The sequence below is a fragment of the Jingyaoa shaoxingensis genome, from assembly GCF_014385005.1.
GTDB classification, from domain to species: Bacteria; Bacillota; Clostridia; order Lachnospirales; family Lachnospiraceae; genus Marvinbryantia; species Marvinbryantia shaoxingensis.
Genome location: NZ_JACRSZ010000003.1, coordinates 225,303 through 239,554, shown reverse-complemented (window position 1 = coordinate 239,554; position 14,252 = coordinate 225,303). Strand labels below are relative to the sequence as shown.

The 14,252-nt window shown below is 43.4% G+C and carries 15 protein-coding genes; 13 read left to right on the top strand and 2 right to left on the bottom strand.

What is annotated here, in order from left to right:
• Window positions 1–106 precede the first annotated feature (106 nt).
• Window positions 107–1,471, top strand: a complete 1,365-nt coding sequence (locus tag H8716_RS05010; protein ID WP_249307430.1) for a CHAP domain-containing protein — start codon at window positions 107–109, stop codon at window positions 1,469–1,471.
• A gap of 66 nt (window positions 1,472–1,537) precedes the next feature.
• On the opposite strand, the gene H8716_RS05005 is transcribed toward H8716_RS05010, so the two are convergent.
• Window positions 1,538–2,260, bottom strand: a complete 723-nt coding sequence (locus tag H8716_RS05005; RefSeq protein WP_249307428.1) for an SGNH/GDSL hydrolase family protein — start codon at window positions 2,258–2,260, stop codon at window positions 1,538–1,540.
• A gap of 176 nt (window positions 2,261–2,436) precedes the next feature.
• Here H8716_RS05005 and hrcA point away from each other — a divergent pair, with 176 nt between their 5' ends.
• The 8 genes from hrcA (at window position 2,437) to thiI (ending at window position 11,503) form a co-directional block, all read left to right on the top strand.
• On the top strand, window positions 2,437–3,471 hold the full coding sequence (gene hrcA, locus H8716_RS05000; protein ID WP_408610881.1) for a heat-inducible transcriptional repressor HrcA: 1,035 nt from the start codon (window positions 2,437–2,439) through the stop codon (window positions 3,469–3,471).
• A gap of 54 nt (window positions 3,472–3,525) precedes the next feature.
• Window positions 3,526–4,143: a nucleotide exchange factor GrpE gene (gene grpE / locus H8716_RS04995; RefSeq protein ID WP_283242986.1), complete on the top strand. Its 618-nt coding sequence runs from the start codon at window positions 3,526–3,528 to the stop codon at window positions 4,141–4,143.
• Between the two features lie 40 nt (window positions 4,144–4,183).
• Window positions 4,184–6,067 carry a molecular chaperone DnaK gene (dnaK, locus tag H8716_RS04990; RefSeq protein ID WP_249307424.1) on the top strand — a complete coding sequence of 628 codons (1,884 nt, stop codon included), beginning with the start codon at window positions 4,184–4,186 and terminating at the stop codon, window positions 6,065–6,067.
• Between the two features lie 104 nt (window positions 6,068–6,171).
• On the top strand, window positions 6,172–7,350 hold the full coding sequence (gene dnaJ, locus H8716_RS04985) for a molecular chaperone DnaJ (protein WP_249307421.1): 1,179 nt from the start codon (window positions 6,172–6,174) through the stop codon (window positions 7,348–7,350).
• Between the two features lie 26 nt (window positions 7,351–7,376).
• On the top strand, window positions 7,377–8,333 hold the full coding sequence (gene prmA / locus H8716_RS04980; RefSeq protein WP_249307419.1) for a 50S ribosomal protein L11 methyltransferase: 957 nt from the start codon (window positions 7,377–7,379) through the stop codon (window positions 8,331–8,333).
• Window position 8,334: 1 nt separating this feature from the next.
• Window positions 8,335–9,075, top strand: coding sequence for a 16S rRNA (uracil(1498)-N(3))-methyltransferase (locus H8716_RS04975; RefSeq protein WP_249307418.1), 741 nt, complete (start codon window positions 8,335–8,337; stop codon window positions 9,073–9,075).
• A gap of 63 nt (window positions 9,076–9,138) precedes the next feature.
• On the top strand, window positions 9,139–10,299 hold the full coding sequence (locus H8716_RS04970; protein WP_249307417.1) for a cysteine desulfurase family protein: 1,161 nt from the start codon (window positions 9,139–9,141) through the stop codon (window positions 10,297–10,299).
• A gap of 13 nt (window positions 10,300–10,312) precedes the next feature.
• Window positions 10,313–11,503 (top strand): tRNA uracil 4-sulfurtransferase ThiI, encoded by a 1,191-nt coding sequence (gene thiI, locus H8716_RS04965; RefSeq protein ID WP_249307415.1) that lies wholly within the window; start codon window positions 10,313–10,315, stop codon window positions 11,501–11,503.
• A 57-nt stretch (window positions 11,504–11,560) separates the two neighbouring features.
• Here thiI and H8716_RS04960 read toward each other — a convergent pair whose 3' ends face one another.
• Entirely contained in the window at window positions 11,561–11,794 is a 234-nt protein-coding gene (locus tag H8716_RS04960) for an HPr family phosphocarrier protein (protein ID WP_117447395.1), read from the bottom strand.
• Window positions 11,795–11,885: 91 nt separating this feature from the next.
• Between H8716_RS04960 and mtaB the strand changes: the two genes are divergently transcribed.
• Genes mtaB through H8716_RS04940 form a run of 4 tightly spaced genes read left to right on the top strand, consistent with a single transcriptional unit; the run spans window position 11,886 to window position 14,240 of the window.
• Entirely contained in the window at window positions 11,886–13,178 is a 1,293-nt protein-coding gene (gene mtaB / locus H8716_RS04955; protein ID WP_249307414.1) for a tRNA (N(6)-L-threonylcarbamoyladenosine(37)-C(2))-methylthiotransferase MtaB, read from the top strand.
• A 29-nt stretch (window positions 13,179–13,207) separates the two neighbouring features.
• Window positions 13,208–13,465: an IreB family regulatory phosphoprotein gene (locus tag H8716_RS04950; RefSeq protein ID WP_249307412.1), complete on the top strand. Its 258-nt coding sequence runs from the start codon at window positions 13,208–13,210 to the stop codon at window positions 13,463–13,465.
• Window positions 13,465–13,935 carry a Holliday junction resolvase RuvX gene (gene ruvX, locus H8716_RS04945; protein WP_249307411.1) on the top strand — a complete coding sequence of 157 codons (471 nt, stop codon included), beginning with the start codon at window positions 13,465–13,467 and terminating at the stop codon, window positions 13,933–13,935. Before H8716_RS04950 ends, ruvX begins: the two co-directional genes overlap by 1 nt.
• A gap of 44 nt (window positions 13,936–13,979) precedes the next feature.
• Window positions 13,980–14,240: a DUF1292 domain-containing protein gene (locus H8716_RS04940; protein ID WP_249307410.1), complete on the top strand. Its 261-nt coding sequence runs from the start codon at window positions 13,980–13,982 to the stop codon at window positions 14,238–14,240.
• Window positions 14,241–14,252: the final 12 nt, after the last annotated feature.

The following is a 14,252-nucleotide window of genomic DNA, read 5'->3' as shown; positions in this document are numbered from 1 at the left end:
AATGCAATCTACAGTATAGTATACTATTTCCAGTATTTGCAAAAGATTGGTAACAATCTGGCAGATGACGCTTCATCATGTACCAGAATATAGAAGGGGAGAAAGTATGAAGAGGAAAAAGAGAATTCTAATGATGCTGTTGATGGCACTGCTGATTATGGCAATGCCGGCAGGTGCTCAGGCGGCGTTCAAAGTAACTGCCAAGACGGGAGTAACCTTGCCGACTACAATTAAAAAGGGTGCTTTTTTTAACGTAAAAGGTATTGTTAAGGCAAATGAGCCAATGACCAAGATCAGCTGCACAATTTATAATTCTGCTGAGAAATGCGTAGACAGATATGATGCAAGGCCATATACGAAAGCTTTTAATCTGAGAGCAGCCGATCCTTATCTGGAGTTTAATAAGCTTGCAGCAGGTAGATATTCTTATCGAATTTGTATTTATAACGCTAAAGGTGTTAAGAGAAGAGTGGTAAATAAGAAGTTCACGGTAGCAGGAACTACGACCACGAAAAAGGGAACCATTAAAATCACCAGACCGATCCCGTCCAAGAATGTGATCCTGAATAAGGGAAGAGCTTACTCCATTGGAGGAACCATTACCTCAACCTATAATCTTAAGACAGTAAAGGCAAGCATCTTGGATAATAATAAGAAGAAGGTGTATACCAAGACAGTAAGTTTAAAGAATCAAAGAACTTACAAAGTAAATAATTCAGCATTGGATAGTGCAATGCTGTTTGACAGGCTTGGCAATGGCACTTATACTTATTATCTGAGTGCAGCAGATGTAAAGGGAACCAGTGTGACACTGGTCAAGAGAACCATAACTGTAAAGACGGTATCTTCCAATACGAATACAAATAACAGCTCCACCGGAAGTAATACCAATAATACCAATAGTCCCAATTACCTGGATTACAATGGTATTGTAACACAGCCGTCCGGTTTTAAAGCAAGAACTGGCAGACCATCTTCATCTAATAGATATTTTTACAATAAATCATACAATATTTACTATCAGTACAATGGTCTGGCGCCGACCGGAAAGGCATATTATGGTAATCAGTATGTACTTGGAAACTGCACTTGGTATGCATGCGGAAGAGCAATGGAACTGGTAGCAAATGCCGGTGGAAATGTCTCTAAAGTAAAAGCAATTTTCGGTGGAGACCCAGTGGGTATTTATAATACTAATGCGAGTCTGGTTGCCAAAGGGAAAGGCGGATTCAGTTATGGAACAACACCGAAGATCGGTGCACTGGCGATCTTTAATTATGGTTCATCAGGAGATGCACATATTGCAGTAGTAGAGAATATTGTGAATGGAGTTCCATATGTGTCTGAGTCTGGTTACACAGTTGGAGCCACCATGCCGAAGTCAGATAAGTCCAATATTATATTCCGTTATCAGAGTATTTACAACTGGGCAGGCGGAAGAAGCATTCGAGGTTACATTTATCTGATTTAATAAAACAGAATATCATTATATAAAATACCCCGGCGGTTATGAAACTGCCGGGGTATTCATATGTTTTTAAGCAGCTTTGCTGATCTGATCTACTACATAATTATGAATCATGTTAGAAGTAGTATCATCATAATGCAAACCGTCTACGGTGGTAAATCCTAAGTCTGTCAGATAACTGTAACAGTCCAGATAGTATTCCGGAAAGGCATTTTTTAATGTCTGGTTAAATTCCTGAATCATTTCATTCGTAGTATTACAGTCTGCATCATCGGAAAGAGGATTTACAGAGAGGTAATAAAACGGAGTATCGGAATACTGGCGGGCAATACTGTCATAAAGTTCCACATAAAGAGAAGCATTTTCCGGGTCATTGACTCCCAGGTTATAGACAACGGTACGGGTAGGATCATTTTCCAGAATTGTATTCAGTTCGATAACACCGTCAGAAGAAAACCAGCGGTATCCTTCTCCGTCCTTACCTATATAAGTACAGTCATCCTGTACAGCATTTCCCATGCTGACAGTTCTGGAGTCCCCTACAAATACAATAGAGTGTGTCGGAACCGCAGCAACGGTTTCAGACTGGGTTACAGATGTTCCTGACTGCTCTGTGGCAGGATCTGTTTCTTTTTCTGTGGAAACGGACAGGCCGGGAATCAGGTTTGCAATTGTCTGTTTTACCGGATTGGTATCATCTGCGTTTTCAAAGGTTAGATAACCTGCCAGAGCAAGCAGCAGAAAAATAGAGATAACTGCAAACAGAAGTGTGAGATAGTTTCGAATTTTCATCACGGAATCCTTTCTTATTTAATTTTTCGTATTGATACTGCATTCAAAGTTTAGCATATTTCCAAAAAAAGTCAAATAAAAGTAAAAAGCCTATTGACATTTCTAAACGCAGGTGATATCTTAAGGTCATGGAAATTAGCACTCAAGAGTGATGAGTGCTAACAACCAAAGGAGGAATGAGGATGCGTCTGGATGATAGAAAGTGGAAAATCTTTAATGCTATCATTAAAACATATCTGGAGACCGGGGAACCGGTAGGATCCAGAACCATTTCAAAATACGCAGACTTAAACTTGAGTTCAGCAACGATTCGAAATGAGATGGCGGATCTGGAAGAGATGGGACTGATTGTACAGCCTCATACATCGGCAGGAAGAATTCCATCGGATCAGGGCTATCGAATGTATGTAGACTACCTGATGGAGCAGAAGGACAAAGAAGTCAAAGAGATGCAGGACATGATGATCCAGAAGCAGGACCGTATGGAAGCAGTCCTGAAGCAGGTAGTAAAGGTACTGGCGAACAATACGAATTATGCTACCATGATTTCAGCACCCCAATATCACAGAACAAAGCTGAAATTTATACAACTCTCCATCATCAATGAGACACAGCTTCTTGCTGTGGTGGTAGCGGAGGGTAATATCGTTAAGAACAAAGTTCTGAATTTTGAGCATGGGCTGAACAATGAGATGCTATTAAAACTGAATATCCTGTTAAATACAGCACTCAATGGCCTGGCCATGGAAGAGATCAATCTTGGACTGATCACGAAGCTGAAGGAACAGGCCGGCATTCACAGTGATGTGGTAAGCAAAGTGCTGGATACCGTGGCAGAGACCATTCAGATGGACGACGAGATGGAGATTTACACCAGCGGTGCAACGAACATCTTCAAGTATCCGGAACTGTCAGACAGTTCCAAAGCCAGTGAGTTAATCAATGCCTTTGAAGAAAAGAAGGAACTGGCCAGTCTGGTGGCAGAAAGCATGGCACAGACTTCTGATACAGGAATTCAGGTTTATATAGGTAATGAAGCTCCCATTCAGAATATGAAGGATTGCAGTGTAGTCACAGCAACCTACGAATTGGGAAGCGGCATTAAGGGAACGATAGGAATTATCGGACCGAAGCGAATGGATTATGAAAAAGTTGTTGATTCGCTGAAGACCCTGAAGACACAGCTTGACAATGTGTTTGAGGATCAGTAGAGTCAGAGAATGATAGAACAGAAAGGTGGTCGATGAAAGGTGGCAGAAGAAAACATGGAAAAGAACATGGAAGAAGCTGCAGAAGAGGTTACTGATAACAATACAGAGACCGACCAGAACACTGAGGCGGATCAGGAAGGCAAAGATGCAGCTGCTGAATCTGTAACAGAAGAAAAAGAAGAGACAGCACAGAGTGAGAAAAAAGACAAAAAGTTCTGGAAAAAAGAAAAGAAAGACAAAAACGCAGAGTTAGTCGAAGAACTGACTGACAGGGTAAAACGCCAGATGGCGGAGTTCGAGAACTTCCGCAAACGTTCCGAGAAAGAAAAAGCCGGAATGTTTGAGATGGGAGCCAAAAGTGTAATCGAACAGATCCTGCCGGTGATTGATAACTTTGAACGCGGTCTGGCAGCTGTGCCGGAGGATGCAAAGGACGATCCGTTCATAGACGGAATGGAGAAGATTTACAGACAGCTCATGGATACTATGGATAAGTTGAATGTAAAGCCTATAGAAGCAGTCGGCACAGAGTTTAATCCGGATTTCCATAATGCAGTGATGCATGTGGAAGATGAAGAAGCCGGAGAGAACGTGGTGGTAGAGGAGTTCCAGAAGGGATATCTTTACAAAGACCAGGTTGTCAGACACAGTATGGTAAAAGTGGCAAATTAGTATATTTCATTAACAGTTATGTATATAGGAGGACAAAATTATGAGTAAAATTATTGGTATTGACCTTGGTACAACAAACAGCTGTGTAGCAGTTATGGAAGGTGGAAAACCTACCGTTGTTACAAATACAGAAGGCGCAAGAACAACACCGTCTGTTGTAGCATTTTCAAAAACAGGTGAAAGACTGGTTGGTGAACCTGCAAAACGTCAGGCAGTAACTAACGCAGACAAGACAATCTCTTCTATTAAGAGACATATGGGAACAGATTACAAAGTATCTATTGACGGCAAGAACTATACACCACAGGAGATCTCTGCAATGATTCTTCAGAAGCTGAAAGCAGATGCTGAGAACTATCTTGGTGAGAAAGTATCTGAAGCAGTTATCACAGTACCTGCATACTTCAACGATGCTCAACGTCAGGCAACAAAGGATGCCGGCAAGATCGCAGGTCTGGATGTAAAACGTATCATCAACGAGCCGACAGCAGCAGCTCTGGCTTATGGACTGGATAACGAAAAAGAACAGAAGATCATGGTATATGACCTTGGCGGTGGTACATTTGATGTATCTATCATCGAGATCGGTGATGGTGTCATTGAAGTTCTGGCAACCAACGGTGATAACAGACTGGGTGGTGATGACTTCGACCAGAAGATCACAAACTACATGATTGAAGAATTTAAGAAAGCAGAAGGCGTAGACCTTTCTGTAGATAAGATGGCTCTTCAGAGATTAAAAGAAGCAGCTGAAAAAGCAAAGAAAGAACTTTCTTCTGCTACAACCACAAATATCAATCTGCCATTTATCACTGCAACAGCAGAGGGACCAAAGCACTTTGATATGAATCTCTCCAGAGCAAAATTTGATGAATTGACTCATGACTTGGTAGAGAGAACAGCTATCCCGGTACAGAATGCATTACGTGATGCAGGTATCACAGCTTCCGATCTTTCTAAAGTACTTCTGGTTGGTGGATCTACACGTATTCCGGCCGTACAGGATAAGGTAAAAGCTCTGACAGGCAAAGAACCAAGCAAGACTCTGAACCCGGATGAATGTGTTGCCATCGGTGCAGCAATTCAGGGTGGTAACCTGGCTGGTGATACAGGTGCAGGTGATATCCTTCTTCTGGATGTTACTCCACTGTCACTGTCTATCGAGACTATGGGCGGTGTAGCTACCAGATTGATCGAGAGAAATACAACGATTCCGACCAAGAAGAGTCAGGTATTCTCTACTGCAGCAGATAACCAGACAGCTGTTGATATCCATGTAGTACAGGGTGAAAGACAGTTTGCGAAAGACAACAAGTCCCTTGGACAGTTCAGACTGGATGGTATTCCACCAGCAAGAAGAGGTGTGCCACAGATCGAGGTTACCTTTGATATCGATGCCAATGGTATCGTAAATGTATCTGCAAAAGACCTGGGAACAGGAAAAGAACAGCACATTACCATTACTTCCGGATCTAATATGTCCGACAGTGATATCGAAAAAGCAGTCAAAGAAGCTGCTGAATTCGAAGCACAGGACAAGAAGAGAAAAGAAGCTATCGATGCAAGAAATGATGCAGATGCTATGGTATTCCAGACAGAAAAAGCTCTGGAAGAAGTTGGCGACAAATTGGATGCCAATGATAAGACAGCAGTTCAGGCTGATATCGCAGCGCTGAAAGAACTGGTAGAAAAGAGCAATCCGGAAGAAATGACAGATGCTCAGGTAGCTGAGATTAAGGCTGCTAAAGAAAAACTGATGGAAAGTGCTCAGAAGGTATTTGCAAAAGTATATGAACAGAGCCAGGGTGCACAGGCTGGTCCTCAGGGAGCAGGCCCTGATATGGGCGGCGCTCAGTACAGCCAGGGCAGCACAGCACAGAATAATGATGATGATGTCATTGACGCAGACTATAAAGAAGTATAAAATAAACTTCGTTGCAGGTTTTATCAACTGCATTATGAACTAAATAGAAAGTCCCAGGGGACGGAGGAGCATATCCCCCGTCTTTTGGGCGCTAGGAGAGAAAAATGGCGGAAACAAAAAGAGATTATTATGAAGTGCTGGGCGTTGACCGGAATGCCGATGCAGCTACCATAAAAAAAGCATATCGACAGCTAGCCAAGAAGTATCATCCAGATATGAATCCTGGAGATAAAGAAGCTGAGCAGAAGTTCAAAGAGGCAGCAGAAGCGTATTCTGTGCTGTCTGATGACAACAAGCGCCGTCAGTATGACCAGTTTGGTCATGCTGCTTTTGAACAGGGCGGCGGTGGCGCCGGCGGATTTGATTTTAATGGAGCAGATATGGGAGATATCTTCGGAGATATTTTCGGAGATCTCTTTGGTGGCGGATCCAGAAGAAGAGCCAACAATGGTCCGATGAAGGGCGCAAATTTACGTGCTTCTGTGAGAATTACCTTCGAAGAAGCTGTATTTGGCTGTGAGAAGGAACTGGAGCTTTCTCTGAAGGATGAATGTACCAACTGTCACGGTACCGGTGCCAAGCCAGGAACCAGCCCGGAGACCTGCCCGAAGTGTGGCGGCCGTGGTCAGGTAGTGATGACTCAGCAGTCATTGTTCGGTATGGTACAGAATGTAACAACCTGTCCGGACTGTGGCGGAACGGGAAAGATCATCAAAGAAAAATGTACTTCCTGCGGTGGAAGCGGCTATACATCCAGCAGAAAGAAGATCAAAGTATCCATCCCGGCAGGTATTGACAATGGTCAGTGTGTCAGAATCGCAGGCAAGGGTGAACCAGGAACCAATGGCGGTCCGAGAGGAGATCTACTGGTAGAAGTGGTTGTCCAGAGACATCCGATTTTCCAGAGACAGGATATGAATATTTATTCTACCGCACCGATGTCATTTGCTCAGGCGACACTGGGCGGCGATGTACGGATCAGTACCATTGACGGAGATGTAATGTACAATGTGAAGCCGGGAACCCAGACCGATACACGTATCCGTCTGAAGGGCAAGGGTGTACCTTCTCTGAGAAACAAGTCTGTCAGAGGTGATCATTATGTCACACTGGTAGTTCAGGTACCGACCAAGCTGAATAATGAAGCCAAGGAAGCACTGAAAGCTTTTGATGCAGCTACCGGCAACAGTCTGAACCAGCAGAATACAGATGCAGGAAAAAAAGAAGAAAAGCCAAAGAAAAAAGGCTTTATGGATAAATTAAAAGAAACTTTTGAAGATTAGAGTCAGAAAATAGTGAGGATCCTGTAATGAAATGGAATAAATATACCTTAAAAACCAGGTCAGAAGTAGAAGATATTGTGATCTCCACTCTGGCTGATGTGGGCGTGGAAGGCGTAGAGATTGAGGATAAAGTGCCTTTGACAGAATCAGATAAGAAGCAGATGTTTGTAGACATTCTTCCGGATGGACCAGCGGATGATGGAATTGCCTACCTGAATTTCTACGTAGAAGAAGATCAGGATCCACAGCCACTTCTGGACAGAGTAAAAGAAGCACTGGAAGAACTGCGTATCTTCATGGATATTGGCGAATGTACGATTACCGAAAGCCAGACAGAAGATAAGGACTGGATCAATAACTGGAAACAGTATTTCCACCAGTTTTATGTAGACGATATTCTGATTATCCCTTCCTGGGAAGACGTAAAGCCGGAAGATAAAGACAAGATGATCATTCATATTGACCCGGGTACTGCTTTTGGTACTGGTATGCATGAGACCACGCAGCTGTGTATGAGACAGCTGAAGAAGTATGTCAACAAAGATACGCAGATTCTGGATGTGGGAACCGGAAGTGGAATCTTATCCATCGCAGCACTGAAACTGGGAGCTTCCCATGCAGTGGGAACTGATCTGGATCCATGTGCCATCTCTGCAGTAAAAGAGAATCTGGAAGCCAATGATGTGCCGGTTACAGATATGGATATGATTCTGGGAAACATCATTGATGACAAGGCAATTCAGGATGAAGTAGGATACGAAAAGTATGATATCGTAGTGGCAAATATTCTGGCAGATGTGCTGATTCCTCTGACACCGGTGATCTTACATCAGATGAAAAAAGGAGGACTTTATATCACTTCCGGTATCATTGATGATAAGGAAGAGAGCGTGGTAGCAGCAGTAAAGGCTGCTGGACTGGAAGTGCTGGAAGTGACACATCAGGGCGAATGGGTATCCGTAACCGCCAGAAAGATAGGATAATATGCATCGATTTTTTGTGGAAGAACCGGCTATGGGAGCAAATAGTATCACCATTACCAGCGGAGATGTGAATCATATAAAAAATGTACTCCGCATGTCTGTGGGTGATAAAATCTGTGTCATTAACGGACAAAATAACAAAGAGTATTATTGTGAGATTACTGCACTTGGAAGCGATACGGTAGATACCAGAATCTGTGAGATTCGGGAATCCGATCAGGAGCTTGCCAATGAGATTGTGCTGTTTCAGGGACTGCCAAAGAGTGACAAAATGGAACTGATCATTCAGAAAGCAGTGGAACTGGGCGTGCATACCATTGTTCCGGTATCCACAGACCGTACTGTGGTAAAGCTGGATGCGAAGAAGGAAGCCAATAAAAGGAAGCGTTGGATGAGCATTTCAGAAAGTGCAGCTAAGCAGTCCGGCAGACTGCGCATTCCGGAAGTAACACAAGTGGTTTCTTTCAAGGAAGCACTGGAGATGGCTGGGAAGATGGACGTTCGTCTGATTCCGTATGAGCTGGCTGAAGGCATGGAGAAGACCAGAGAGGTTATGAGTGGTATCCAACCGGGACAGTCAGTGGCGGTATTTATCGGTCCGGAGGGCGGATTTGAAAGTAGTGAGATTGAAAAAGCCAGGGAGATTGGCGTTCAGTCAATCACACTGGGAAAAAGAATTCTGAGAACTGAAACAGCAGGTCTTGTCACACTGGCAATGTTAGTGTATAATCTTGAAAGGTGACAGACAAAAAAGCAGTCTGATTAGACTGCTTTTGTTTTTTAATAAATAGAGGTTAAGAGTAACATGGAAGCATATTTAGATAATTCGGCAACCACCAGATGTCTGGACAGCGTAATCAAGATTGTAGAGAAGATCATGAGAGAGGATTACGGTAATCCGTCATCCAAGCATCAGAAAGGGCTGGATGCGGAGAATTACGTGAGAGCGGCCAGAACGGAAATTGCGCAAACGTTAAAGGTACAGGACAAAGAGATTTTTTTTACCTCTGGTGGAACAGAGTCCAACAACTGGGCGTTGATCGGAAGTGCATTGGCCAATCGAAGAGCAGGCAATCACCTGATTACCACAGCAGTGGAACATGCAGCGGTACTGCAGCCTATGGGATTCCTGGAAGAGATGGGATTTCGGATCACTTATCTTCCGGTAGATAACCGTGGGGTGGCCGATCTGAAGGCGTTGGAAGAAGCAATCTGTGAGGATACAATCCTGGTATCCATGATGTATGTAAATAATGAATTAGGTACTGAAGAACCAATAGAAGAGGCAGCAAAGATCATAAAAGAAAAGAATTCCAATATTCTGTTTCATGTTGATGCCATTCAGGCTTATGGAAAGTACCGCATTCATCCAAAGAAGCTGGGAATTGATCTGTTGTCCGTCAGCGGACACAAGATTCATGGACCGAAGGGCAGCGGATTTCTGTATGTGAATGAAAAAGCTAAGATTCGCCCGATTATTCTGGGCGGAGGCCAGCAGAAAGGCATGCGCTCCGGTACAGATAATGTTCCGGGTATCGCAGGTCTTGGGATGGCAGCCAAAGAAGCTTATCAGGAACTGGATAAAAAGGTAGCGCATTTGCAGGGATTAAAGCAACAACTGATAGATGGACTGAAGGATATCCCGGATGTATTTATTCAGGGACAGGCTGCAGAAAGCGGAGGAGCACCGCATATTGTCAGTGTCAGCTTTGCAGATGTACGAAGTGAGGTGTTGCTTCATGCATTGGAGGACAGACAGATCTACATTTCATCTGGCTCAGCCTGTTCATCCAATAAGAAGCTTCCGGTGAGTACAGTGCTCAAAGAAGCACATGTGCCGAAGAATCTGCTGGAGTCTACGGTACGTTTCAGCTTCAGCAGTCAGACGACAGCCGAAGAAGTAGCCTATTGTATCGAGGAACTGCACCGGATTGTCCCGATGCTGAGAAAATACACAAGACATTAGTCGGGAGGAGACTATGATTTTTAAAACATTTTTGATTAAATACGGAGAGATTGGTATCAAGGGAAAGAACAGATACCTGTTTGAAGATGCCCTGGTAAAGCAGATCCGGCATGCACTGAAGCATGTGGAGGGAGAATTTGAGGTTCGCAAGGAACAGGGACGTATCTATGTAGATACATTGTCAGATTATGAATTTGATGAAGTTGTAGAAGCACTGAAACGGGTATTTGGTATCGTTGGCATCTGTCCGGTAGTAGTGACAGAAGACGAAGGCTTTGAGAAGCTGGCAGAGACCGTGACCGATTATCTGGCAAAAGAATATGACAGCCATACACAGACCTTTAAGGTAGATTCCAGAAGAGCGAGAAAGAATTATCCGAAGAATTCCATGGAATTAAACGCAGACCTGGGTGAAAAGATTCTGGATGCATTTCCTGAGATGAAGGTAGATGTACACAAGCCGGAGATGGTACTGAACGTGGAGATACGGGAAAAAATCTATATCTATTCCCGTATCATTCCGGGTGCAGGCGGAATGCCGGTAGGTACTAATGGTAAGGCTATGCTGCTGTTATCCGGCGGAATTGACAGCCCGGTAGCAGGATACATGATTGCCAAACGTGGTGTGAAGATTGATGCAGTTTACTTCCATGCACCGCCATATACCAGTGAACGTGCAAAGCAGAAGGTGGTAGATCTGGCCAGCATCGTAGCAAGGTATTCCGGACCAATCAATTTGCATGTGGTGAATTTTACAGATATTCAGCTATATATCTATGAGAAATGCCCACACGAGGAACTGACGATTATTATGCGCCGTTATATGATGAGGATTGCAGAACATTTTGCAAAAGAGACCGGTTCTCTGGGACTGATTACCGGAGAGAGTATTGGACAGGTAGCCAGTCAGACTATGCAGAGTCTGGCAGCAACCAATGAAGTATGTACTATGCCGGTATATCGTCCGCTGATCGGGTTTGACAAGCAGGAGATCGTAGATGTATCTCTGAAGATTGATGCCTATGAGACATCTATCCTGCCGTACGAGGACTGCTGCACGATTTTTGTGGCAAAGCATCCGGTTACTAAGCCGAATATCAACATCATTAAGAGATCCGAAACAAAACTGGAAGAAAAGATTGATGAATTGGTAAAAGAAGCTATCGATACCACAGAGACTATTTGGGTAGAAGCAAAAGCGTAACAAAAATGAGATAAAAAAGAATCCTGCTGAAAAGCAGGATTCGTATCTGTTCAGTGATTATTCGATCACATATGGTTTCAGAACATCTAAAATAGTATCTACATCATCTTCGGCATGAATATTTAATTCAATTGGTTTGGAGAGATCAAGGCTGAAGATTCCCATGATGGACTTGGCATCGATCACATATCTTCCAGATACTAAATCAAAATCATAATCGAATTTGGTAATGTCATTCACGAAGGATTTTACTTTATCAATAGAATTTAAAGAAATCTGTACTGTTTTCATAAAAACGTCTCCTTACTGTTTGTTTGAATTTTATGTAAAAATATACTACCATACAAGTTTGATATTACCTTTCGGAAAGGAAAAAGTCAAGATGAAAAACAAAAAAGTAGCGCTCCATAATCTTGGATGCAAGGTAAATGCGTACGAGACAGAGGCCATGCAGCAGATCCTGGAAGAAAACGGATATGAGATTGTGCCATTTGCGCCAGGAGCGGATATTTATATTATCAATACCTGTACCGTAACGAATATTGCAGACCGTAAGTCCAGGCAGATGCTTCACAAAGCCAAGAAGATGAATCCGGATGCCATCGTTGTGGCAGCAGGGTGTTATGTGCAGGCGGCGGGGGAAGAACTGAAACTGGATGAGGCAATTGACGTGGTAATCGGTAACAACCAGAAGCAGCATCTGGCAGAGATCCTCAGTGCTTATGAAGAATCTCATGCGGATGGGGCACTGATAGATATTAATCATACAAATGAATATGAAGCTCTTTCCATTCACAGAACTGCGGAGCATACCAGGGCATATATCAAGGTACAGGACGGATGCAACCAGTTCTGCTCCTATTGCATCATCCCATATGCAAGAGGAAGAGTGCGCAGCCGTGACATGACAGATGTGGTGGAGGAAGTAAAGAAACTGGCAGCGGCCGGTTATCAGGAAGTGGTTCTGACAGGAATTCATTTAAGCTCTTATGGTGTGGACAAAGAGGATGACTGCAATCTGCTGACCCTGATACAGGCAGTGCATGAAGTAAGAGGTATTCGTCGCATCCGTCTGGGATCCCTTGAACCAAGAATAATCACAGAGGAATTTGCCAGAACAATCGGAAGCCTGGAAAAGATGTGCCCGCATTTCCATCTGTCTCTTCAAAGTGGATGTGATGCTACATTAAAGCGGATGAACCGTCGTTATACAGCAGAAGAATATTATGAAAAATGTGAACTGCTGCGCAAGTATTTTGATCATCCGGCGCTGACCACGGATGTGATCGTGGGATTCCCTCAGGAAAGTGACGAAGAATTTGAGATTACGAAAAAGTTTCTGGAAAAAGTGAACTTTTATGAGACTCACATTTTCAAATATTCCAGAAGAAAAGGCACCAGAGCAGACCGGATGGAAGGTCAGATTCCGGAAGATATCAAGACACAGCGAAGCCATGTTCTTCAGGAGCTGCATGAGAAAAACAAGAGACGTTTTGAAGAATATTATATTGGCAGACCGGTAGAAGTACTTTTTGAAGAAAAAGTCGAAAAAGACGGTGTGGAGTGCTATCAGGGACATACAAGAGAGTATCTGAAAGTAACTGTCCCGGATATTGGCGAGGATCTGCACAACAAAATTTGTGATTGTATTTTACAGGAGTCTGATGTAGAATAAATCTAAACAAGCAAAATGGGGCGTGGAGAATGGAAAAAGTGAATAATACACAGTATTTTAAATTTAATCTGGACACAGAAGTGAGCGTAAAAGATATTCTGGATGCCGTGTATGATGCCATGGCAGAGAAAGGATACAATCCGGTGAACCAGATTGTGGGGTATATTATGTCCGGAGATCCTACGTACATTACCAGCCATAAGAATGCACGCAGTATGATTATGAAGGTTGAGAGAGACGAGCTGGTGGAAGAATTATTAAAAGAATATATTAAGAACAGGGTATAATGGATCAGAATATGGATAGAATGATAGGACTGGACTTCGGATCTAAGACAGTAGGAGTTGCTGTCAGTGACGGATTGGGCATTACGGCACAGGGACTGGAAATTATCAGAAGAACATCGGAGAACAAGCTCAGACAGACCTGTGCCAGAATAGAAGCAATTATTGATGAATATGACGTGAAGAAGATTGTACTTGGCCTGCCGAAGCATATGAACAATACTCTGGGAGACAGAGTGGAGAAGACACTTGCATTCAAAGAGATGCTGGAGCGCAGAACAGGTCTGGAAGTGGTGACCTGGGATGAGAGACTGACAACTGTAGCAGCAGACCGGACGATGATGGAAGCGGGGATCCGCAGAGAGCACCGCAAGGAATATGTAGATATGCTGGCTGCGGAATATATTTTACAAGGATATTTGGATTACTGCCACATGCAGGAACATAAAGACGACGAGGGGCAGTCTGTTTAAGCAAGAACAGGACTGCCATACAGCAGAATTGGGAGTATTATTGAATGGAAAAGATTGGATTTCAGTTACCGGATTCGAATGAGACGGTAGATTTTTTTGTGTTGGAACAAACAAGAATTAATGGGGCAGATTACATTCTTGTTACAGATTCAGAAGATGGAGACGGTGAGGCATTGATTCTGAAAGATCTGTCACAGGACGGAGAACAGGAAGCGGTGTATGAGATCGTAGAAGACGATGATGAGTTAGAGGCCTTATCTGTGATCTTTGGCGAAATGCTGGAAGACGTAGATTTGACGTTCTAAACAGAAAGGAGA

Coding starts and splice junctions, on each gene's coding strand:
- H8716_RS05010 (WP_249307430.1), top strand. CDS start 107: ATGAAGAGGAAAAAGAGAATTCTAATGATGCTGTTGATGGCACTGCTG.
- H8716_RS05005 (WP_249307428.1), bottom strand. CDS start 2,260: ATGAAAATTCGAAACTATCTCACACTTCTGTTTGCAGTTATCTCTATT.
- hrcA (WP_408610881.1), top strand. CDS start 2,437: ATGAGGATGCGTCTGGATGATAGAAAGTGGAAAATCTTTAATGCTATC.
- grpE (WP_283242986.1), top strand. CDS start 3,526: ATGGAAAAGAACATGGAAGAAGCTGCAGAAGAGGTTACTGATAACAAT.
- dnaK (WP_249307424.1), top strand. CDS start 4,184: ATGAGTAAAATTATTGGTATTGACCTTGGTACAACAAACAGCTGTGTA.
- dnaJ (WP_249307421.1), top strand. CDS start 6,172: ATGGCGGAAACAAAAAGAGATTATTATGAAGTGCTGGGCGTTGACCGG.
- prmA (WP_249307419.1), top strand. CDS start 7,377: ATGAAATGGAATAAATATACCTTAAAAACCAGGTCAGAAGTAGAAGAT.
- H8716_RS04975 (WP_249307418.1), top strand. CDS start 8,335: ATGCATCGATTTTTTGTGGAAGAACCGGCTATGGGAGCAAATAGTATC.
- H8716_RS04970 (WP_249307417.1), top strand. CDS start 9,139: ATGGAAGCATATTTAGATAATTCGGCAACCACCAGATGTCTGGACAGC.
- thiI (WP_249307415.1), top strand. CDS start 10,313: ATGATTTTTAAAACATTTTTGATTAAATACGGAGAGATTGGTATCAAG.
- H8716_RS04960 (WP_117447395.1), bottom strand. CDS start 11,794: ATGAAAACAGTACAGATTTCTTTAAATTCTATTGATAAAGTAAAATCC.
- mtaB (WP_249307414.1), top strand. CDS start 11,886: ATGAAAAACAAAAAAGTAGCGCTCCATAATCTTGGATGCAAGGTAAAT.
- H8716_RS04950 (WP_249307412.1), top strand. CDS start 13,208: ATGGAAAAAGTGAATAATACACAGTATTTTAAATTTAATCTGGACACA.
- ruvX (WP_249307411.1), top strand. CDS start 13,465: ATGGATCAGAATATGGATAGAATGATAGGACTGGACTTCGGATCTAAG.
- H8716_RS04940 (WP_249307410.1), top strand. CDS start 13,980: ATGGAAAAGATTGGATTTCAGTTACCGGATTCGAATGAGACGGTAGAT.